At 63.7% G+C, this 21,433-nt stretch carries 18 protein-coding genes; 8 read left to right on the forward strand and 10 right to left on the reverse strand.

Annotation, left to right across the window (positions count from 1 at the left end):
- Positions 1-204 precede the first annotated feature (204 nt).
- Positions 205-1,431: an ABC transporter substrate-binding protein gene (locus tag MTX21_RS24510; protein WP_280967244.1), complete on the forward strand. Its 1,227-nt coding sequence runs from the start codon at positions 205-207 to the stop codon at positions 1,429-1,431.
- A 308-nt stretch (positions 1,432-1,739) separates the two neighbouring features.
- Here MTX21_RS24510 and MTX21_RS24515 read toward each other — a convergent pair whose 3' ends face one another.
- A complete protein-coding gene (locus MTX21_RS24515) occupies positions 1,740-2,165 on the reverse strand; it encodes a DUF1330 domain-containing protein (protein ID WP_280967245.1) in 426 nt (141 codons plus the stop codon).
- A gap of 167 nt (positions 2,166-2,332) precedes the next feature.
- On the opposite strand from MTX21_RS24515, the gene MTX21_RS24520 reads away from it, so the two are divergent.
- Positions 2,333-4,540: a penicillin-binding protein 1A gene (locus tag MTX21_RS24520; protein WP_280967246.1), complete on the forward strand. Its 2,208-nt coding sequence runs from the start codon at positions 2,333-2,335 to the stop codon at positions 4,538-4,540.
- Positions 4,541-4,883: 343 nt separating this feature from the next.
- On the opposite strand, the gene MTX21_RS24525 is transcribed toward MTX21_RS24520, so the two are convergent.
- The 4 genes from MTX21_RS24525 to MTX21_RS24540 form a co-directional block, all read right to left on the reverse strand.
- Positions 4,884-5,723, reverse strand: a complete 840-nt coding sequence (locus tag MTX21_RS24525; protein ID WP_280967247.1) for a SprT family zinc-dependent metalloprotease — start codon at positions 5,721-5,723, stop codon at positions 4,884-4,886.
- 217 nt (positions 5,724-5,940) lie between these two features.
- On the reverse strand, positions 5,941-7,269 hold the full coding sequence (gene phaZ, locus MTX21_RS24530) for a polyhydroxyalkanoate depolymerase (protein ID WP_280967248.1): 1,329 nt from the start codon (positions 7,267-7,269) through the stop codon (positions 5,941-5,943).
- 119 nt (positions 7,270-7,388) lie between these two features.
- Positions 7,389-8,207 (reverse strand): ABC transporter permease, encoded by an 819-nt coding sequence (locus tag MTX21_RS24535; RefSeq protein ID WP_280967249.1) that lies wholly within the window; start codon positions 8,205-8,207, stop codon positions 7,389-7,391.
- Between the two features lie 136 nt (positions 8,208-8,343).
- Entirely contained in the window at positions 8,344-9,150 is an 807-nt protein-coding gene (locus MTX21_RS24540; protein WP_280967250.1) for an ABC transporter ATP-binding protein, read from the reverse strand.
- A 137-nt stretch (positions 9,151-9,287) separates the two neighbouring features.
- Here MTX21_RS24540 and MTX21_RS24545 point away from each other — a divergent pair, with 137 nt between their 5' ends.
- On the forward strand, positions 9,288-10,598 hold the full coding sequence (locus MTX21_RS24545) for an ActS/PrrB/RegB family redox-sensitive histidine kinase (protein WP_280967251.1): 1,311 nt from the start codon (positions 9,288-9,290) through the stop codon (positions 10,596-10,598).
- Positions 10,599-10,701: 103 nt separating this feature from the next.
- The gene (locus tag MTX21_RS24550; RefSeq protein WP_280967252.1) at positions 10,702-11,256 is read left to right on the forward strand and encodes an ActR/PrrA/RegA family redox response regulator transcription factor; all 555 of its coding nucleotides are present in this window, start codon (positions 10,702-10,704) and stop codon (positions 11,254-11,256) included.
- Between the two features lie 144 nt (positions 11,257-11,400).
- On the opposite strand, the gene MTX21_RS24555 is transcribed toward MTX21_RS24550, so the two are convergent.
- Both MTX21_RS24555 and MTX21_RS24560 read right to left on the reverse strand, forming a co-directional pair.
- Positions 11,401-11,892 carry an MmcB family DNA repair protein gene (locus MTX21_RS24555; RefSeq protein ID WP_280967253.1) on the reverse strand — a complete coding sequence of 164 codons (492 nt, stop codon included), beginning with the start codon at positions 11,890-11,892 and terminating at the stop codon, positions 11,401-11,403.
- 198 nt (positions 11,893-12,090) lie between these two features.
- The gene (locus MTX21_RS24560; protein ID WP_280967254.1) at positions 12,091-13,695 is read right to left on the reverse strand and encodes an alpha-amylase family glycosyl hydrolase; all 1,605 of its coding nucleotides are present in this window, start codon (positions 13,693-13,695) and stop codon (positions 12,091-12,093) included.
- Between the two features lie 167 nt (positions 13,696-13,862).
- Here MTX21_RS24560 and MTX21_RS24565 point away from each other — a divergent pair, with 167 nt between their 5' ends.
- On the forward strand, positions 13,863-14,531 hold the full coding sequence (locus MTX21_RS24565) for an MBL fold metallo-hydrolase (protein ID WP_280967255.1): 669 nt from the start codon (positions 13,863-13,865) through the stop codon (positions 14,529-14,531).
- A gap of 186 nt (positions 14,532-14,717) precedes the next feature.
- Here the strand turns inward: MTX21_RS24565 and MTX21_RS24570 are convergent, their stop codons facing one another.
- Positions 14,718-15,092 (reverse strand): helix-turn-helix domain-containing protein, encoded by a 375-nt coding sequence (locus MTX21_RS24570; RefSeq protein ID WP_280967256.1) that lies wholly within the window; start codon positions 15,090-15,092, stop codon positions 14,718-14,720.
- 141 nt (positions 15,093-15,233) lie between these two features.
- On the opposite strand from MTX21_RS24570, the gene MTX21_RS24575 reads away from it, so the two are divergent.
- Entirely contained in the window at positions 15,234-15,536 is a 303-nt protein-coding gene (locus tag MTX21_RS24575; RefSeq protein WP_280967257.1) for a hypothetical protein, read from the forward strand.
- A 100-nt stretch (positions 15,537-15,636) separates the two neighbouring features.
- On the opposite strand, the gene MTX21_RS24580 is transcribed toward MTX21_RS24575, so the two are convergent.
- The gene (locus MTX21_RS24580) at positions 15,637-16,836 is read right to left on the reverse strand and encodes a PHB depolymerase family esterase (RefSeq protein ID WP_280967258.1); all 1,200 of its coding nucleotides are present in this window, start codon (positions 16,834-16,836) and stop codon (positions 15,637-15,639) included.
- Positions 16,837-16,977: 141 nt separating this feature from the next.
- Entirely contained in the window at positions 16,978-18,390 is a 1,413-nt protein-coding gene (locus MTX21_RS24585; RefSeq protein WP_280967259.1) for an MFS transporter, read from the reverse strand.
- Positions 18,391-18,643: 253 nt separating this feature from the next.
- On the opposite strand from MTX21_RS24585, the gene MTX21_RS24590 reads away from it, so the two are divergent.
- Complete coding sequence (locus tag MTX21_RS24590) at positions 18,644-19,879, forward strand: LLM class flavin-dependent oxidoreductase (RefSeq protein WP_280967260.1); 1,236 nt, start codon at positions 18,644-18,646, stop codon at positions 19,877-19,879.
- A gap of 142 nt (positions 19,880-20,021) precedes the next feature.
- Entirely contained in the window at positions 20,022-21,398 is a 1,377-nt protein-coding gene (locus MTX21_RS24595; RefSeq protein WP_280967261.1) for a cytochrome P450, read from the forward strand.
- The last annotated feature ends 35 nt before the right edge of the window (positions 21,399-21,433 follow it).

The following is a 21,433-nucleotide window of genomic DNA, read 5'->3' on the forward strand; positions in this document are numbered from 1 at the left end:
CGCTAGGCGTAACCCACCTCTTTCCTTTCCGCGTGGCGCAAGAAGTGGTCGGTTACGCTTCGCTAACCCACCCTACGAACTGCGCGGATGCGCCGACCTTGCGCAGCAACAACGGCTCCGCCACACTTCCGTGCAGCGATGGCGTCCAGCGCGCAACAGCGCATCGGACAGACCATCGGCAATAACAATTCGAGGAAATTGCGAATGAGGAATGGAGTTCTGCACCTGGTCGCCGGGACGGCACTGGCTTTGGCGCTGTCGGTCTCAGCGGCCAGCGCCCAGAAGAAATACGATCCGGGTGCCAGCGACACCGAGATCAAGGTCGGGCAGACCGTGCCGTTCTCAGGTCCGGCGTCGGCCTATGCCACGATCGGCAAGGCCCAGGCCGCCTATTTCAAGATGATCAACGATCAGGGCGGCGTGAACGGACGCAAGATCAACCTGATCCAATATGACGACGCCTATTCGCCGCCGAAAGCCGTGGAGCAGGTGCGCAAGCTGGTCGAGAGCGACGAGGTGCTGCTGACCTTCCAGATCGTCGGCACGCCTTCCAACGCTGCCGTGCAAAAATACCTCAATGCTAAGAAAGTGCCGCAGCTCTTTGCGGCGACCGGCGCCTCGAAGTTCACCGATCCGAAGAACTTTCCCTGGACCATGGGCTACAATCCGAACTACTTCGTCGAGGGGCGCATCTACGGCCAGTACATCCTGAAGGAGCACCCGAACGCCAAGATCGGCGTGCTCTATCAGAACGACGATCTCGGCAAGGACTATCTGAACGGCATCAAGGCGGGCCTCGGTGACAAGGCCGCCAAGATGATCGTGGCGGAAGCGTCCTACGAGGTCTCGGATCCGACCGTCGACTCGCAGATCCTCAAGATCAAGGATGCAGGTGCAGACCTGTTCTTCAGTGCCACGACGCCGAAGCAGGCGGCGCAGGCGATCAAGAAGATCGCCGAGATGGGCTGGCATCCGGTGCAGATCGTCGACATCAACGCCACCTCGGTCGGTGCGGTGATGAAGCCGGCGGGGTTAGAAGCCGCCAAGGGCGTGATCAGCGTCAACTACGGCAAGGATCCGCTCGATCCGACCTGGAAGGATGACGCCGGCATGAAGAAATATTTCGACTTCATGGCGAAGTACTATCCCGACGGCGACAAGGATTCGAACTTCAACGTCTATGGCTATGGCACCGCCCAGCTTCTGGTCCACGTGCTGCAGCAGTGCGGCGACAACCTGACGCGCGAGAACGTCATGAAGCAGGCCGCCTCGCTGAAGGACGTGACCGGCGACGTCGGGTTGCCCGGCATCAAGGCCAACACCTCGCCGACCGACTACCGCGTCAACAAGCAGCTTCAGATGATGAAGTTCAACGGCGAGCGCTGGGAGCTGTTCGGCCCGATCCTCGAGGATACGGGCCCGGCGGGTTAGGTCGCTTGGACTCTGGAGCTAGTCTTCTTGAGCCACATTGTACGCTCTCTCGCTCCCTCCTCCCTTGCGGGGGAGGGTTGGCGAGGGGGCGCCGCACGGCACGGCTTATCCGTGATGCCGTGATCGGCCTCGCTTCTAATTCAGTCATTGCAAGAGTTTGCGTTCGGAACGCCGACCTCTCCCGGGGCCACCCCCCTCTCTCGCCCTCCCCCGCAAGGGGGGAGGGAACGCAGCGGAATGCTTGGCTAGAACCACGTCTCATCGAGACGGGATGCAGCTCCTACTCCCTCCCTCTTATTTCCTCTCTCTTATTTCGGTATCTCGCCAAAATTCTTGCCGACCGGCAGCACCGCGTGTCGGATCAGCCGCGAGTCCTCGACCGCGGCCTGCCGGTGCTTCACCGCTTCGCGATAGACGGGGTCGCGGATCATCTCGACGAAGGCGGCGACGCTTGGGTATTCGGCGATGAAGCAGTGGTCCCAGCGTTCCTCCTGCGGGCCGATCAGCATCAGCTCGAATTTGCCTTGCCACACGATGCGGCCGCCGAGACGTTCGAACACCGGCCCGCTCTCGCGACCATAGGCCGCATAGGCTTCCGCGCCGGTCGCCTTGCGGCCATCGGGATAGGCCGCCTCTTTGCGCAAGCGCACCAGGTTGAGCATGTGGATCGGACCCGGGCGGTTGTTGTCCCGGAATTGCGCGAAGATTTCCTTGGTCGGATCGATATGGCCCATGCGAGTTCCCTCATCTTGGTGCCGCCGATCCTAGCCTCGCTGCCTCGCCTTCGAAACTGCTGCAGACGAATGCCGCACCTCCTAATCACGCGTTAAACTTTGGGTAACCGGGCCTTAAACAGCGACAGCTAGCGTGCGGCAGGGCGGGCTGACCGGGCGTTTTGCGTATGGCGTGGGGAAAGAAAAAGGGCGGCGGACGGAAAGAGCCGCTATTTGGCTTGCCCGCGGCGCTCGCCGATCTGCGCCTGACGGCAGCCGACCGCATCCCGAACGCCGAGGAGAAGCCGAAGAAGTCAGCCAAATCATCCGCCAAGCGTCGAAGCGACGATTCCGATGCCGAGCCGCCGCGCGAGCGCAAGGCGCCAGCCAGCCGCAGCGCCGCCAAGCGCCGGTCGAAGTCGCGCGGAAACCTCAGTATCGGCCGCCTGATCTATTGGGGTGCAGTGCTCGGCCTGTGGGGCGTGATCGCCGTGATCGGCGTCGTGATCTGGGTCGGCGCCCATCTGCCGCCGATCCAATCGCTGGAAATTCCCAAACGCCCGCCGACGATCCAGATCGTCGGCATGGATGGCAGCATGCTGGCGCAGCGCGGCGAGATGGCCGGCGCGAATGTCGCACTGAAGGATCTGCCGCCCTATTTGCCAAAAGCGTTCATCGCCATCGAGGACCGCCGCTTCTATTCGCATTTCGGCATCGACCCGCTCGGCATTGTCCGCGCAGCCGTGACCAATATCCTGCATCGCGGCGTGTCGCAGGGCGGCTCGACGCTGAGCCAGCAGCTCGCCAAGAATCTGTTCCTGACCCAGGAGCGCACCTTCCAGCGCAAGCTGCAAGAGGCCGAGCTCGCGATCTGGCTGGAGCGCAAGCATTCCAAGAACGAGATCCTGGAGCTCTATCTCAACCGCGTCTATTTCGGCTCCGGCGCCTATGGCGTCGAAGCCGCGGCGCAACGCTATTTTGGCAAGTCGGCGAAGAACGTCACCATTGCCGAAGCCGCGATGCTGGCGGGCCTCGTCAAATCACCCTCGCGGCTGGCGCCCAATCGGAACCCGGAAGGCGCCGAACAACGCGCGCAGGTCGTGCTTGCGGCGATGGCGGATGCCAAATTCATCACCGAAGCGCAGGCCAAGGCCTCGATCGGCCACCCTGCGATCAACGTGAAGCCGGCGGGCGCCGGCACCGTCAACTACGTCGCCGACTGGATCGGCGAGGTGCTGGACGATCTCGTCGGCCAGATCGACCAGAGCATCACGGTCGAGACCACGATCGATCCGAAACTCCAGAGTGTGGCGGAAGCCGCCATCATCGACGAGCTGGCGGCGAAAAGCGTGAAGTTCAACGTCAGCCAGGGAGCGCTGGTGGCAATGACGCCTGACGGCGCGGTGCGTGCCATGGTCGGCGGCCGGAACTATTCCGAGAGCCAGTACAACCGCGCGGTAACCGCCAAGCGCCAGCCGGGCTCCTCGTTCAAGCCATTCGTCTATCTGACCGCGCTCGAGCAGGGCCTGACGCCCGACACCATCCGCCAGGACGCGCCGATCGAGGTCAAGGGCTGGAAGCCCGAGAACTACACCCATGAATATTTCGGCGCGGTGACGCTGACCCAGGCACTCGCGATGTCGCTGAACACGGTCGCAATTCGCCTCGGCCTCGAGGTCGGGCCGAAGAACGTGGTGCGCACCGCGCACCGGCTCGGCATCTCCTCGAAGCTGGAGCCGAACGCCTCGATCGCGCTCGGCACCTCCGAGGTCTCCGTGGTCGAGCTGGTCGGCGCCTATGCGCCCTTCGCCAATGGCGGCTTCGCCGTATCGCCGCATGTGGTGACGCGGATCAAGACGGTCGACGGCAAGCTGCTCTACATGCGCCAGCCCGAGGAGCGCAACCCGGTGATCGAGCCGCGCTACGTGGCGATGATGAACACGATGATGCGGGAGACGCTGATCTCCGGCACGGCGAAGAAGGCGGAAATCCCCGGCTGGCAGGCGGCCGGCAAGACCGGCACGAGCCAGGACTATCGCGACGCCTGGTTCATCGGTTACACCGCCAACCTCGTCACCGGCGTCTGGCTCGGCAATGACGACAACTCGCCGACCAAGAAGGCGACCGGCGGCGGCTTGCCGGTGGAAGTCTGGTCCCGCTTCATGCGCACGGCGCACGAGGGCGTGCCGGTGGCAGCCTTGCCGAGTTCGCAAGTCGGCTGGGGTCTGTCGAACCTCGCCCAGGCCGCATCGCAAGTGTCGGCACCGATACCTCCGCCTCCAGCCGCCAACAATGCTGGCTATCGCCCGGCCCCAACGCGCACGGCGGTGCGGCCGGAAGCGGCGGCAGGTCTCGATGGCTGGCTGATGGACCGGCTGTTCGGCGGGAATAGGTAGCGCCTCAAGCGCGACGAGATCCGGTCTGCAACAAAAACGTCGAAAACAACCCCATGCAAAGTAGCCGGTGAGTTCCGGCGCGATGCTCGGTGAATTCCATCAAACCACTGATACGGCGGATCAAATCAGGGGCGCCGCGCCATCATCGCAGCGTGCGGGTCCGTCGAGCGAAACGCGCAGACGTCGCCTCATTCGCAACTGTCATTCCCCGCGCAGGCGGGGAATCCCGTATTCCAGAGACATCGGGATTCACAACGACTGCCGCGGCATACTGGATCGCCCGCTTTCGCGGGCGATGACGGCTTCAAATACGGCCGACGGCTTACAACCGGGCTAATGAACCCTATTCGTCGATCCCATACCGGTGCAGATCATTGCCGTGGGTGTCGAGCCACTTCTTGGCGCGCTCGACGGACGGACAGATCCTGTCGCAGACGCGCCAGAACCGCGACGAGTGGTTCATCTCGACGAGATGGGCGACTTCGTGGGCGGCGAGATAGTCGAGAACGTAGGGCGGCGCGAGGATCAACCGCCAGGAGAACGACAACGAGCCCGCCGAAGTGCAGGAACCCCAGCGGCTTGATTGATCGCGAATCGAGAGCCGCTTGACCCTGACGCCAAGCTCGGCGGCATAGGCTTCAGCCGAGCGCTGCAGATCGCGGCGCGCTTCGCGCTTGAGGAAGTCATGGACGCGGCGGTCGACGTGCTCGACGCCGCCCGCGACGCAGAGAATGCGCTCGCCGCTATCGCGCACTTCGGTCCACACCGTGCCGCGGATGCCGGCGCGATGGACGATGCGGTGGTGCACGCCGCGCAGCGGTATCACCGTGCCCGCCTGGAAGGGTGCCGCCTTCGGCAAGCGGCCAAGACGGGCCGCGATCCACGCACCGTGGCGCTGCGCGAAGTCTTTGGCGTCGGCAAGCGTACCCCGCGGCGGCATGGTGAGGATGGCTTCGCGATCACTCGGATGAATTCTGAGCGTGTAGCGACGCGCGCGACGGTGCCGGCGCAATCGGATGGCAAAAAATTGCGATCCGTGGGTGATGACGAGGGTCTTTGGTTCGTGGGGCCGCCGATAGAGGAGAGCGCGAGTGGCCATGTCTGTCAGTCCGGGGGGCAGGAGTTGGCCCGGATTCTGCCATAACCGCCGCCAGGGAAAGCGCTCGGCGCAAAAACAAATCATTTGCCCAATATACAGGGGTTGGCCGTCCGGGAGACCCTACAGACTGGGGTTGGAACCCCAATTTTTCGCCCTCGCGTGACGCATGCGGCCTCCCCAAGGGTTGAGGAGAGACTCACTCCTATAAGGCTACCTAAATACCGCGAATCTGGCGGGAACTTACCCTCTGTCGAGGCCTCCGACAGGGCCCAATTTCCAGCGGGAAAGCCGAAGAACGCGGTTATTCGGCAGCGAGAGCCTGCGCTGCCTTCGGATTCGCGGCCGAGACCATGAAGTCATGAATCCGCGGCACGATTTCCGACTTGAAACGCGAGCCGTTGAACACGCCGTAATGTCCGACGCCCTTCTGGACGTAATGAACACGGCGATGATGGGGGATCGAGCTGCACAATCCATGCGTTGCTTCGGTCTGGCCGAGACCTGAGATGTCGTCATTCTCGCCTTCGACCGTCATCAACGCCACGCGGGTGATCTTCGAAGGATCGACCCGTGTTCCACGATGGGTCATCTCACCCTTCGGCAAGGCGTGTTTCACAAAGACGGTATCGACCGTCTGAAGATAGTACTCGGCGGAGAGATCCATCACCGCGAGGTATTCGTCGTAGAAGTCGCGATGCTTGTCGACGAGGTCGCCGTCGCCCTTCACCAGATTGGCGAAGAGCTGCTTATGTGCATCCATGTGACGGTCGAGATTCATGCTGATGAAGCCGTTGAGCTGCAGGAATCCCGGATAGACGTCGCGCATCATGCCCGGATGCGGGAACGGCACCTTGGTGATGACGGTGTTGCGGAACCAGTCGATGCCACGCTGTTCCGCGAGCTTGTTCACCGCGGTCGGATTGCGGCGGGTGTCGATCGGACCACCCATCAGCGTCATCGACAACGGCACGAACGGGTCGCGCTGCGCTTCCATGATCGAGACGGCGGCGACGACGGGGACCGAAGGCTGGCACACCGCCATCACATGAGTGTTGCCGCCGAGCACGTGGAGCATCTCGATGACGTAGTCGATGTAATCGTCGAGATCGAAGCGGCCCTCGCTGAGCGGGACCATGCGCGCGTCGGCCCAATCGGTGATGTAGACCTCATGCGCCGGCAGGAAGGCTTCGACCGTGCCGCGCAGCAGCGTCGCATAGTGGCCGGACATCGGCGCGACGATCAGCACGCGCGGCTGCGGGCTGCGCAGCGGGCGCGTGAACTTGCGATCGAAATAGAGCAGCTTGCAGAACGGCTTTTCCCAGACCGAGCGGATCTCGACGGGGACGCGGATGCCGTTGACCTCGGTGTCGTCGAGCCCCCATTCCGGCTTGCCGTAGCGGCGCGTGGTGCGCTCGAACAGCTCGCAGGCCGCGGCCACCGACTTGCCGACATCGGTGTGCGTCCAGGGATTCATGGGATTCTGAAACAGAATCTTTGTGGCGTCGGTGACCGCGCGTGCCGGATTCAGAGAGGCGTGCGCCATCTCGTACATCCAGTACATCGGCGTCGTCAGGACCGGACTGCCTTCGGCCGCCAGGGGCGGTGCGCCGCCAAACTCACCAATGGGCATATTTAATTCCTCTCGCATCGCAGCATACTGCCGAATGCGCAATATTGCGTCAATGCACGGTTCCGTACATCTACGTGCTCTGGATCGCTAAAACAGGGAGAATCCACGGGAAAGTGACGCTATTCGCCGCTCGAGAGCAGCGACCCGTGCTTCTTGGCGCTGCGCAAAAGGGCAAGGAATGCCCCGAAGGATGCAATGAGAAGGCAGACATTGATCGCCAGGGCATCCAGCATCAGGTCGGTCCGGAAGGTGTGCTCGATCAGCAACGCCCGCATCCCTTCGAACACATAGGTCGGCGGCAGCGACCAGGCGACGTATTGCAGCCAGACCGGCAGCACGCTGACGGGATAATAGATGCAGGCGAGCGGCATGATCGCGAACATCAGCGTCCAGACGATGCTCTCGGCCCCGAGTCCATTCCGCAGGACCAGGCCGGAGACGAAAATCCCGACCGCCCAGCTCGTGAAGATCAGATTGCAGAAGAAGGCGATCAGCGGCAGGCCGAGACTGTAGACATTGAAGTGAAACAGGAACAGCGCGAGAAGCGTCATCGGGATGATGCCGATCGCAAGCCGGATCAGACTCATGGTCATGAGCGCGAGCAGAAACTCGATCGGCCTCAAGGGACTCATCATGAGGTTGCCGATGTTGCGCGCCCACATCTCCTCCAGGAAGGAGATGGAGAAGCCGAGCTGCCCACGGAACAGGATGTCCCAGAGGATGACGGCGCCGATCAGCGTGCCGCCGGCGCGCGCAAAGAAGTTGGCGTTCTGCGCGATGTAAAGCTGGAGAAAGCCCCAGGTGAGGACCTGGAGCGCCGGCCAGTACAGGAGCTCCAACAGCCGCGGCCAGGACGACAGCAGCAGGTACCAGTACCGCAGGATCATCGCGCCGATGCGCTGCATGGACAGGCCGTGATGGAGGAAGATCTCGCTCATCGCTGCACCGAGCAGCCCGTCCGTAACCAGGAGCCCGGATGCCGCGAAGCGAAATCCGGGGCCGCTGCATACGGATGGTTTGGTCCCGGATTTCGCTGCGCTTCATCCGGGCTACGGCCGAAACATAGAGGCTTGCTCATCGCGCCGCCTCCTCGCGCAGGCCATTCACGCGGCCGCGCGCGACATCCAGGAACACATCCTCCAGCGTGGAGCGGTTGTAGCGGGCCATGATCGCCTCGGGCGTATCGTCGTCCTCGATGCGGCCGCGCTTCATGATGATGACGCGGTCGCAGAGCCGCTCGACCTCGAGCATGTTGTGCGAGGCGAGCAGGATGGTGGCGCTGTTGTCCTTGCGGTAGCGCTCCAGATGCGCCCGCACCCAGTCGGCGGTATCAGGGTCGAGCGAGGCGGTCGGCTCGTCCAGCAAGAGCAGCTCGGGCTGGTTGATCAGTGCTTTGGCGAGCGCAACGCGGGTCTTCTGCCCGGCGGAGAGCTTGCCGTTGGCGCGGTCGATGAAATCGGTGAGATCGAGATCGTCGGCCAGCTCCGCGATGCGGTCGGACAGGTTCTTCACCGCATAGAGCTTGCCGAAGATGGTGAGGTTCTGCCGCACGGTGAGCCGCATCGGCATGTCGACATAGGGGCTCTCGAAATTCATCCGCCCCAGGACTTCGGCGCTCTGCTCGGGCATGGCATGGCCGAGCACGCGCACGCGCCCCGACGTCGGCAGCACCAGGCCCATGATCATGGCGATGGTGGTGGTCTTGCCGGCACCGTTGCCGCCCAGAAGCCCCGTGATGCTGCCGCGCGGAAGCGAAAAAGAGATGCCATCGACGGCGCGGGTCTGCTTGTAGACCTTGACGAGGCGGTCGACCGCAATCGCCGGGGACAGTGCGCCATCCGCGACAGTCGGCCGACTTGAAGCATTGTCATTCCCGGTCATGCTGGGCCGTTCTTCGGCTATTGCGCGGTCGAGTGCAAGGCTTGATGTAAATGCTTGATGTAAGAGGGTTGTAACCAGATGGAATGCGCGGGCCTCCATGTTTGTGATCGGACCTGCGCACCGCTAGATTGGCTGAGATGACCGACACCGCCGCCTCCGACTTTCGCCACCCGCAGCGGCATATCCGCCTGGATACGATCCTGCGGCTGCGCTGGCTCGCGGTGCTCGGTCAGCTCGCCGCGATCTTCATCGTGGCACAGGGGCTCGAGTTCAACGTCGAGATCGTCCCTTGCGTCAGCATCATCGCCTTGTCGGCGACGCTCAATCTGGCGCTGCAGATGGCGGTCAATCCGATGCAGCGGCTTGAGCCGGTCCACGCCGCCGGACTGCTCGCGCTGAACATCGTGGAACTGGCCGGCCTGCTCTTCTTCACCGGCGGATTGCAGAACCCGTTCTCGTTCCTGTTCCTCGCCCCCGTGCTGATCTCCGCGACGGCGCTGCCGGCGCGCCTCACCTTCGGTCTCGGTCTTTTGGCCGTCGCCTGCGCCTCCATCCTGTTCTTCTTCCATCTGCCGCTGCCCTGGGACTCCGACGATCCCCTGGTGCTGCCGCCGATCTACCTCGTCGGTGTCTGGCTCTCGATCGTGCTCGCGATCGGCGTCACCAGCCTCTACTCCTTCCAGGTCACCGAGGAGGCGCGGAAGCTTGCGGACGCGCTGGCCGCGACCGAACTGGTGCTGACGCGCGAGCAGCATCTGACCCAGCTCGACGGGCTGGCCGCGGCCGCCGCGCATGAGCTCGGCACGCCGCTCGCAACGATCTTCCTGATCTCGCGCGAGCTCGAGAAGACGGTGAAAGACCCGAGCTTTGCCGCCGATCTCAAGACCTTGCGCGAGCAGACGCAACGCTGCCGCGACATCTTGAGCAAGATCACCCAGCTCTCTTCCACCGGCGCACCATTCGACCGCATGAAATTGTCGGAGCTGATCGAGGAGGTGGTGGCGCCGCACCGCGATTTCGGTGTCGCGATCAAGGTACGGATCGCGGTGGCCGCCGCAACGGAACCGGTCGGCTCGCGCAACCCGGCGATCCTCTACGGCGTCGGCAATATCGTCGAGAACGCCGTCGATTTCGCCCACACGACGGTCGAGGTGAATGCCTGGTGGAACAACGACACTATCGAGCTTGTGATCTCCGACGATGGTCCCGGGATTCCGCCCGACCTCCTCAACCGGATCGGCGAGCCTTATCTGTCGCGGCGTCGCAGCCAGGACGAGGGCGGCGGTCTGGGGCTGGGCGTGTTCATCGCGCGCACGCTGCTCGAGCGCACCGGCGCCAAGGTCTCGTTTACCAACCGGACCTTTCCGGAGCACGGCGCGGTGGTCCAGATCGCGTGGCCCAGACAACGTTTTGAGGCTACCGAGACGCTTGAAGAAACAATAGGATAGACCGCGACCTTGCGTCGCACAGAAGGGCCGATCGACCATTGACGGCCTTGGCACCGCCCGATTGCGACGCCATATGTAGATGCGCTGGAGAGAGGACAAAACCTTGAACGCCATCGCCGAATTGAACGAACAGACCGACCGCTCGCTGCTCATCGTGGAGGACGACAAGCCGTTTCTGGAGCGGCTGTCGCGCGCGATGGAGACGCGCGGATTCACGGTGACGTCGTGTGACACGGTGTCCGACGGATTGGCGCAGATCGGCAAAGCCGCGCCGGCTTTTGCGGTGGTGGACCTCAGGCTCGGCGACGGCAATGGCCTCGACGTGGTCTCCGCCTTGAAGAAGAAGCGACCCGAAGCACGCGCAATCGTGCTGACCGGCTATGGCAACATCGCCACCGCCGTCACCGCGGTGAAGATGGGCGCGATCGATTACCTCTCCAAGCCCGCCGATGCCGACGACGTCGTCGCAGCGCTGCTCTCGACCGGCACGGAAAAGTCCGAACTGCCGGCGAACCCGATGTCGGCCGACCGCGTGCGCTGGGAGCACATCCAGCGCATCTACGAGATGTGCAACCGCAACGTCTCGGAAACTGCGCGCCGCCTCAACATGCACCGCCGCACGCTGCAGCGAATCCTGGCGAAGCGCGCGCCAAGGTAAACTATGATCTTGTAGGGTGGGCAAAGGCGCACAGCGCCGTGCCCACCAGCTCTCTACGCTCATGATCGGCTTGAATGGTGGGCACGCTTCGCTTTGCCCACCCTACGGCTTAGCTCCATCCGGGCTACGAAATCCCGATCGCAGCTACTCCCAAAAATCCGCGTGACCCTGCGGATCGACCAGCCGGTTGATCCGGAGCGCCGCCGCCATGGCAAAGCGCACCGTCATCTGCTTACGCGTAGGCGCGGGCAGCTTGTGCTCAGGCGCCTCGCAATGCAGATGCGCGCCATAGGCATCCGCGATGATCAGGCCGGTACCTTCCGGAAAGATCTCGCAGGGAAGATCCTGCGTGAAGGCAAAGAACAGCCGGTCGCAATGGGCGCGGTATTCTTGCCATTTCTGGTCGGCACGCAAATCCTCGACCGACGACTTGATCTCGACGATCCAGATCTCGCCGCGCTCGTTCAAGGCGACCAGGTCGGCGCGCCGGCCTGACGGCAGCGGCAATTCGCTGATGCAGGAAAAGCCGAGCGAGCGCAACAGCCGCGCCGTGCCGCGCGCGACCGCCAGCGCCGTCTCCGACTGGCGGCGATCCAGCGGCGGCACGAGGGCGATGTTGCGGGCGGTGTTGTCCATGAGATGAGCTTATCCGATTCCGATGCGTGCGCACACCTTAAGTCACCCGTCATTCCGGGGCGCGCACAGCGCGAGCCCGGAATCCATAACCACGGGGTGTCGTTGTGGCGCGCGACTGGTAATCAAGAGTCTCCGCCAAACCTGATCCTGCGGTTATGGGTCCCGGGCTCGCGACTTCGTCGCGCCCCGGGACGACAGCTAGGCGCGTGGCGGCGCAACGATTACCCCCTCATTGCCGCGCAGGTCGAGCACGCCCTCCAGCCTTTCACGGTCGCGGTCGAGGAACGTCGAGAGCAGGATTTCGCTGCCGAAGCGAATGGCGCTGGTGGTGACGGCGATCGGGTCGGGACCGAGATTGAGCGCGACAATCACCGCCCTGCCCTCGGTCTCGCGGCGATAGAGCAACAGGTCGCCTTGCGCCGCGAGCGGAACGTAGTCACCCGACACCAGCGGCGAACAGGCCTTGCGCAACGCGATCAGGCGCTTGTACAGGTTGAGGATCGAGCGCGCATCGGCCTCGAGATTGGCGACGTTCTCATGGATATGGTCCTCCGGCAGCGGCAGCCACGGCCGCGTGCCGGAGAAGCCGCCGGCCGGCGAGGAATCCCATTGCATCGGCGTGCGGCAGCCGTCGCGGCCGACGCCGATGCCGGGCACGTTCTTCTCGAAGGGGTCGCGCACGTCTTCGGGCGCAATCGCCATCTGGTGCATGCCGATCTCGTCGCCATAATAGAGCGTCGGCGTGCCGCGCAGGGTCAGCAGCAGCATGGCGGCGACACGGGCTTGCTCCGGACCGACACGGCTTGCGACCCGCGGACGATCGTGATTGCCGAGCACCCAGTTCGGCCAGGCGCCTTTCGGTAGCGCGTTCTCGTAATCCTCGATGATGTTCTCGATCGAGCGCGCGCTCCAGAAGGTCGAGAGCAGCGCGAAGTTGAACGGCATCTGCGCGCCGGTGAGGTCGTTGCCGTAATAGGCCATGAGCCGGTGCAGCGGCAGATAGATTTCGCCGATCAGCACGCGCGAATCATAGGCGTCGGTGACGCGCCGCATCTCGGCGATGACGTCATGCACCTCGGGCTGGTCGGTCGAATATTGCGTGAGGACCTTTTCATTGGGCGGCCGGCCCTCGACAAAATGCGGGTTCGGCGGGTTGTCGCGGAATTCGGCGTCCTTGATCAGGTGCCAGATCACGTCGACGCGAAATCCGTCGACGCCCTTCTCCAGCCAGAACCGCATCACGTCGTAGATCGCGGCGCGAACTTGCGGATTGCGCCAGTTAAGGTCCGGCTGCTGGGCCAGGAAGGCGTGGTAGTAATATTGACCTGTCGTCTCGTCATATTGCCACGCGCTGCCGCCGAACTCGGACAGCCAGTTGTTCGGTGCGCTGCCATCAGCCTTCGGGTCGCGCCAGATGTACCAGTCGCGCTTGGGGTTGTCGCGCGATGAGCGGCTCTCCACGAACCAGGGATGCTGGTCGGACGTGTGATTGGGCACGAGATCGAGGATCAGCTTCAGGCCGTTGTCGTGCGCGGCAGCGAGCAGCGCTTCGAAATCCGCCATCGCGCCGAACAGCGGCGCGATGCCGGTGTAATCGGAGATGTCGTAGCCGAAATCCGCCATCGGCGACGGAAAGATCGGCGACAGCCAGATCGCGTCGACCCCGAGCGATTTCACATAAGATAGCCGCTGGAAGATGCCGGCGAGATCGCCGACGCCGTCGCCATCACTGTCCTGAAACGAGCGCGGGTAGATCTGATAGAAGATGCCCTCGCGCCACCAATTCTCGCCGCTTTGAGCCATGCCGGAAACACCCCCTGAAATCCGTCCTGCGCCGGAGAACGCGGAAGCAATGCCCAGGCTCAGACCAGCAGGCCTTTGGGACGGCCGTGTGACGGCGGGTGCGGCTGTTCCCGCGCCGAGGCGAATCTTTTGCTTGGCGGCTCGGCAAAAATCGGCATTGTGCGGCCATGACCGAGCAAAATGACACCAAAACCAAGGCGGGCGCGATCATCGTTCCCGTAACGCTGTTCGAGCAGAACTGCACCATCATCTGGGACGAACCCGGCAAGAAGGCCGTGGTGATCGATCCCGGCGGCGACGTGCCCAAGATCCTCGAAGCGATCAAGCAGACCGGCGTTACGGTCGAGAAGATCTGGCTGACGCACGGCCATATCGACCATGTCGGCGGTGCGGCCGAATTGCGCGATGCGCTGAAGGTGCCGATCGAGGGCCCGCATGTCGCGGACAAGTTCCTGCTCGACAATGTGGTGGAAAGCGGCGCGCGCTTCGGCATGACCGGCGGGCGCAATTTCACTCCCGACCGCTGGCTCGACGAAGGCGATACCGTGTCGATCGGCGGCTTGCAGTTCGACATCCTGCACTGCCCCGGCCACTCACCCGGCAGCGTGGTGTTCTTCAACAAGGATCTGCGCTTCGCCCATGTCGGCGACGTGCTGTTCGCAGGTTCAGTCGGGCGCACCGACCTGCCCGGCGGCAATCATGCGACGCTGATCAACTCGATCAAGACCAAGCTGCTGCCGCTCGGCGATGACGTCGGCTTCATCTGCGGCCACGGCGCGGGCTCGAGCATCGGCCAGGAGCGGATCACCAACCCGTTCATCACTGGCGAAATGTAGCCTTACTGCGTCACAAGCACACGCCCCTCATCCTGAGGAGCCCGCGACGAGCGGGCGTCTCGAAGGATGGCCGCGGGTGAGAGCTGGGTCTTCATGGTTCGTCCGGCGATGCAAAGCATCGTCCGGAGATGCGCGTTCCGCGCTCCTCACCATGAGGGTCTTGTGACACAGTAAGTTCAGGCCGCGCTACTCGGCGGCGTCCGCGAGCGCCGCCGGCTCGCCGAGGTGACGCTCGCCCCACTCGCGGATCGCGGCGACGACCGGCACGAAGCTCCTGCCTTTGCGGGTCAGGCGATATTCGACCTTGGGCGGCACCTCGCCGAAATCCTTGCGGTCGATCAGACCGCTCTCCGTCAGCGCCTTCAGTTCGCGGCTGAGCACGCGCGGCGTGATCTCTGCGCTACCGGCAGCACCACGCAAGAGGCCGCTTCGGATCTCGCCATAACGGCGCGGGCCATCCTTAAGATCCCAGACGATGCGGAGCTTGTATTTGCCGCTGATCATCTTCTGAAACGCCGCGACCGGACAGGTGCGCGCCGAAACCCCCTTTGCCTTTGCCATGTCGTCTCCTCCATGCGCCAGCCAGGCCTTGCACGAGGATAGGAGCGACGTCGAAAAAGTCCATACTATCAATTTTGTCCATACTTGCAGGACCGCGCGCAAGGCGCAGATGATGGCGCACAGACGAACAGGGAGCGTCACATGAAGCACTTCATGATCAAATACCAGTTCAAGAACGGCACGACCGAGGCCTGGCACCAGGAGATCGCCCGCTTCATTAAGGCGATCAACGACGATCCGGAGCTGAAAGGGCGGATCGGCTATCGCTGCATGAAGAACCGCGACGACGGCAACTACTTCCATCTCGCCAGCGTCACCGACGACGCCGCCCAGAAGACGCTGCAATCGCGCGACTTCTTCAAGCACTACACGGAGATGACGCGGAAGGTTGCCGGCGGCGAAGTGACGGTCACGCCGATCGATGTGATCGACGCGACGGCGTAGCTTCGGCGGACTTGATGCGACGGCGCCGCCGCAGGCTCAACTGTCGTCCCGGCGAAGGCCGGGACGACGGCGGAGTGTGGGTCGCTTACGGAGCAACCAACTACTTCATCAATCCCGCGGCGGTCAGCGCCCGCGTGATGAAGGCGCCGAGATCGAAGCCGCGGCTTTGCTTGCGTTTCGGCTTGCGCTTCGGCTCGGCCGGCTGTTCGGCCATCGCCGAGCGGATCGATCGCGCGAGGTGGGGCGCGGGCGACAAGGCCGCCGGCGGCTTGGCGGCGACGGCCGGCTTTGCCGTCGGCTTCGCCGTCCCGGTGCTGCGGATCCAGTCGGTCAGGCCGAAGAATTTCGCGATGTGATAGGACGAGGAGATGCCGGCCTCGATCAGGAACGCGCCTTCCATGCCATAACGATGATCGTTGTCGGCGATACCGAGCGGGGTGCCATGCGCCATGTCGGTGATGGTGTAGGACTCGACGAGGGTCTCGCCGTTCCTGTTCCACCAGGCCTGGCGCGGATAGCCGTCGACATCGGTCTCCGCCATCGGCTCCGCCGGCAGATCATGCAGGTCGAGCCACTGCTTGACGATCTCATTGGCATTGCCGGGATTGACGGTGCGGTCGGCGCTGCCGTGCCACACCGAGATTTTCGGCCAGGGTCCGCGATGGTCCGAAGCGTCACGCACGAGATCGCCGAGCGCGCTGGCAGAGCGCTCCGGTGAATGGAACATGCCGTCCAGTGCTTCGCGCAGGTTGGAAGCGATACCGTAGGGAAGTCCGGCGATCACGGCGCCGGCCGCGAAGATTTCGGGGTAGGTCGCCAGCATCACCGACGTCATGCCGCCGCCGGCGGACAGGCCGGTGATGAAGACGCGCCGCAGGTCGATGTCATGCGCCTCGACCATGTGCGCGATCATCTCGCGGATCGAACGCGCCTCGCCGCTGTCGCGCGCGGTGTCTTCCGGATTGAACCAGTTGAAGCAGGTGTTGCCGTTGTTGACGCGCTGCTGCTCGGGCATCAGAAGCGCAAAGCCGTAGTGACTTGCGAGCGTCGACCATCCAGCGCCGAGATCGTAGGACGCAGCAGTCTGGCCGCAGCCATGCAGCACGACGACGAGCGCGTGCGGCTGCTGCAACTGCGCCGGCACGAACGCAAACATGCGCAAATTGCCGGGATTGGCGCCGAAGTCCGTGACTTCCTGCAGCGGGCTGGATGAATCAGCGCTGTTGCCGAACTCGGCGAGGCGCAAACCGTCCAGCTTTGGCAGACGTCTTAACAGATCAACATTTCTGGCTAACGACACGGCAACTTCCTGGTGGGCGACTTTCAACGTTCACCCAAACCAAATAGTTGCTGCAGCGCAAAATAAAAAGACCGTGTGCTGTCGATACGCACGAAATCACCGGAAAACCCGCAAGAATCCGCAAGTATTAACGGCACTGCCTCAACTTCGTGCAGATGCGCGGCGCATCCACGCCAGAAATGCGGCGCAGATCATTATTAACGTCACGAACAAGGCGAGCGAGACGACGAATCCTGCGCGCGCTGATTGCAGCGCTTCAACGGCGAAGAAGACTGCGCCGATTGCGGCCACACCGGCCGCATTTCCGATCTGCGCTGTCGTGCCGTACATGCCCGAAGCAGAGCCTGCGGCAGTGGGCTTCACCGTTGAAAGCACCGCGCCGGAGAGCGGCGCCATCACCAGCCCCTGGCCATAGCCGAAGATGATCATGGCGAGCGCGAGCCAGACCGGCGACGGCGCATCGACATAGCATGTCACGAGCGCAAGCGCGGCAAGGCCCGCAATCTGAAGTGCGCAACCCTCGATCAATACCTTGGTGCCGCGATGCCGCGACCGCGCGCCGCTGTGGCGCGACGCCACCACGAACGCGAGCGCAAGCGGAATGAAGGCCATGCCGGCCCACAACGGCGGGATCTTCAATCCCCTCTGCATGAACAGCGTCATGACCAGATAGAAGGAGAGATTGGCGACGAAGAAGAAGAAGGCTGCGCCAAGGCCACGCAGGAAGCCCGCATCCGACAGCAGCGTGAGATCAATCAGTGGCATGCCGCCGGTCCGCGCAACCGCATGTTCGAGCTTCAGGAACGCCATGAGAATCACACCGCCAATTGCCATCACCGCCCACAGCCACGGTGCCCAGCCGACATCATGGCCGAACAATAACGGCCCGATCAGGCACAAGAGGCCAACGAACAGGACTATGCTGCCCTTGACGTCGAGCCGGGTTGCGGCCCGGCGCGGCACCGAGGGCATGATGCGCCATGCGGCGCCGGCGATAACGAGGCCGCACGGCACGTTGACGAAGAACACCGAGCGCCAGCCGGTGCCCGCAAGATCGAGCGTGACCAGAAGCCCGCCGAGCAGGAAGCCCGCGGCGCCGGCGAGCCCGAGCACGATGCCATAGATGCCGAAGGCGCGGCTGCGCGATTCATCCGTGAACAAGAGGTGCAGCGTCGCCAGCACTTGCGGCACCATCAGCGCCGCGGTGGCGCCCTGCGCCAGCCGCGCGATGATCAGCTCCGTGCCGGATTGCGCGAGGCCGCACCACAGCGACGTCGCGGTGAAGCCGAGCACGCCGGTCAGAAACACGTTTTTGGTGCCGTGGATGTCGCCGAGCCGGCCGCCGGTGACGACCAGGATCGCATAGGCAATCAGATAGATCGCGATCACGGATTCGATCTGCGCGGGCGTGGCATGCAGATCGACCGCGATGGTCGGGATGGCGACGTTGACCACGAAGGCATCGACACCGAACATGAACTGCGCCGCCACGACGATCGCCAGCACCCACCAGCGGCGGGACGAATCGACGTGTTGTGTGACGATCTGATGCATCGGCGCAGGGCCCCCAGAATTTGGTTGCCTGATGATTTCAGATCGCATGCAGTGCCGCGATTACCTCAGAGGTAGGATTTCGGCGATTCGCCATCGAGGCATGCTCTTCCCTCTCCCCGCGCGCGGGGAGAGGGAGAAGAAATTGCGCATGCCCGCATTCCGCTGCGCGGGAGATGCCGCGATTGCCTTCGCATCCGCCAGCACGTAGCCTCGCGCGGGCCAACAAACAGAAAATCAAACCGGAGAGAACGCCATGGCACGCCTGAAATTCGGAGCCTTTCTTGCCCCGCATCACCCGATCGGGGAGCATCCGATGCTTCAGTTCCGGCGCGATCTCGACCTGGTCGAGCAGTTGGATAGCCTCGGCTATGACGAGTTCTGGTGCGGCGAGCATCATTCCTCCGGTTGGGAGATGATCGCATCGCCCGAGATGTTCCTGGCCGCGGCCGGCGAGCGCACCAAGCGCATCAGGCTCGGCACCGGCGTGGTGTCGCTGCCCTATCATCATCCCTTCAACGTCGCCCAGCGCATGGTCCAGCTCGACCACATGACCGGCGGCCGCGCCATTTTCGGCTCCGGCCCCGGCGCGCTTGCCTCGGACGCCCACACGCTCGGCATCGACCCGATGACTCAGCGCGACCGCCAGGACGAGGCGATCGCCGTGATCCGCCGCCTCTTCAACGGCGAGCGCGTCACCGCCAGGAGCGACTGGTTCATCATGAACGACGCCGCGCTCCAGATCCTGCCGCTGCAGGAGGAGATGCCGTTCGTCGTGGCCTCGCAGATCTCGCCCTCGGGCATGACGCTCGCCGGCAAATACGGCATCGGCATCATCTCGCTGGGCTCGATGACGACGCAGGGCCTGATGTCGCTGCAGCAACAATGGCAGTTTGCCGAGGACGCGGCGAAGAAGCACGGCACCACGGTCAGCCGCGCCGACTGGCGCGTGCTCCTGACCTGGCACATCGCCGAGACCCGCGAGCAGGCGCGCCGCGAGGCCGGCGCGGGCCTGATGCGCTGGCACAACGAGTATAATGTCGGCACTCTGCAACGACCGGGACTGACCGCGTTCTCCTCTCCCGACGAAGCCGTGGACAAGACCGCCTTCGTCGAGGGCGCCGCCTCCACCATTGGCACGCCCGACGATCTCGTCAAAACCATCAAGAACGTGATGCAGGTGTCCGGCGGCGTCGGCGCCATCATCGGCTTCGTGCACGATTGGGCCAATCCGGAAGCCACGCGCCGGAGCTGGGACATGGTCGCGCGCTACGTGGTGCCGGAGATCAACGGCTATATCGACGGCCTGCGCAAGTCGCAAAAATTCGTGATCGAGAACCGCGCGATCTTCGAGCGCGCCGGCCAGGCCGTGATGGCCAAGATCCTGGAAAACGAGAAGGCCGCCGAGGCGCTGAAGGTGACCGGGCCGGGCCGCGTCGCAATTCCGGCCGTGAACGCACCGGATTTGCAGAAGGAAGCGGCGAAGCGGTAGGGCCGATCCGCGGCCACGTGCGTGGCCGCTATCACACATGACATGCCTCGGCTTGTGCTATGCTGCTCCCATCGGCGCGGCGCGGACGCAGCAACGCCGCGGCCGCGCTGTTCCGCCCAGCCGGCCAACCGGAGCACTCGTCATGTCGATGCAGAATGTCGCCTCGCCTGCGCTCGGCTACACCGCGCCCAAGCGCAACGAGCTGACGCATATCCCCGGCGATGAGGGCTGGCCGGTCATCGGCAAGACCTTCCAGGTGCTGGCCGATCCCAAGGGCCATATCGAACGGAACGGCGCCAAATACGGCCTGGTCTACCGCACCCATATCTTCGGCGAGACCAATATCGTGCTGCTCGGGCCCGAGGCTAACGAGCTCGTGCTGTTCGACCAGCAAAAGCTGTTCTCCTCGACCCATGGCTGGAACAAGGTGCTCGGCCTGTTGTTTCCACGCGGGCTGATGCTGCTCGATTTCGACGAGCACCGCCTGCACCGCAAGACGCTCTCGGTCGCCTTCAAATCCGGGCCGATGAAGTCCTATCTCGCCGATCTCGACAGGGGCATCGCTGCGCGCGTGGCGCAATGGAAGGCGAAGCCGGGCGTGATGCAGCTCTATCCGGCGATGAAGCAGCTCACGCTCGATCTCGCCGCGACATCCTTCCTCGGCGCCGATATCGGGCCGGAGGTCGACGAGATCAACCGTGCCTTCGTCGACATGGTGGCCGCGGCCGTCGCGCCAATCCGCCGGCCGCTGCCGGGCACGCAGATGGCGCGCGGCGTGAAGGGACGCAAGCGCATCGTCGCCTATTTCCGCGAGCAGATCCCGCTTCGCCGCGCCGGACGAGGCGGCGAGGACTTGTTCACCCAGCTCTGCCACGCCACCCATGAGGACGGCGCGCTCTTGTCCGAGCAGGACATCATCGACCACATGAGCTTCCTGATGATGGCCGCGCACGACACGCTGACGTCATCGCTCACATCCTTCATCGGCGAGCTCGCCGCGCATCCGGATTGGCAGAGCAGGTTGCGCGCCGAGGTCTTGGCGCTCGGCTTGCCTGCGGACGCGCCGACCAGCTTCGATGATCTCGAGAAAATGCCGCTGTCGGAGATGGCCTTCAAGGAAGCACTGCGGATCAAGCCGCCGGTGCCCTCGATGCCGCGCCGCGCCATGCGCGATTTCACCTTCAGGGGGTACAAGATCCCCGCCGGCACGGCGATCGGCGTCAATCCGCTCTTTACGCACCACATGAAGGACATCTGGCCGGAGCCGGAGCGCTTCGATCCCCTGCGCTTCACCGACGAGGCGCAGCGCAACCGCCACCGCTTCGCCTGGGTACCGTTCGGCGGCGGCGCGCATATGTGCCTCGGCCTGCACTTCGCCTACATGCAGGCGAAATGCTTCGCGCGGCATTTCCTGCAGAACATCGAGGTGTCGCTGCAGCCCGGCTACAAGCCGAACTGGCAGATGTGGCCGATCCCGAAGCCGAGGGACGGGTTGCGGGTGGTGATGAAGGCGGTATAGCGCTCAGATCGTAGGGTGGCTGCGCGAAGCGCGGG

This window comes from Bradyrhizobium sp. ISRA430 (genome assembly GCF_029909975.1).
In the GTDB taxonomy this organism is placed as follows: domain Bacteria; phylum Pseudomonadota; class Alphaproteobacteria; order Rhizobiales; family Xanthobacteraceae; genus Bradyrhizobium.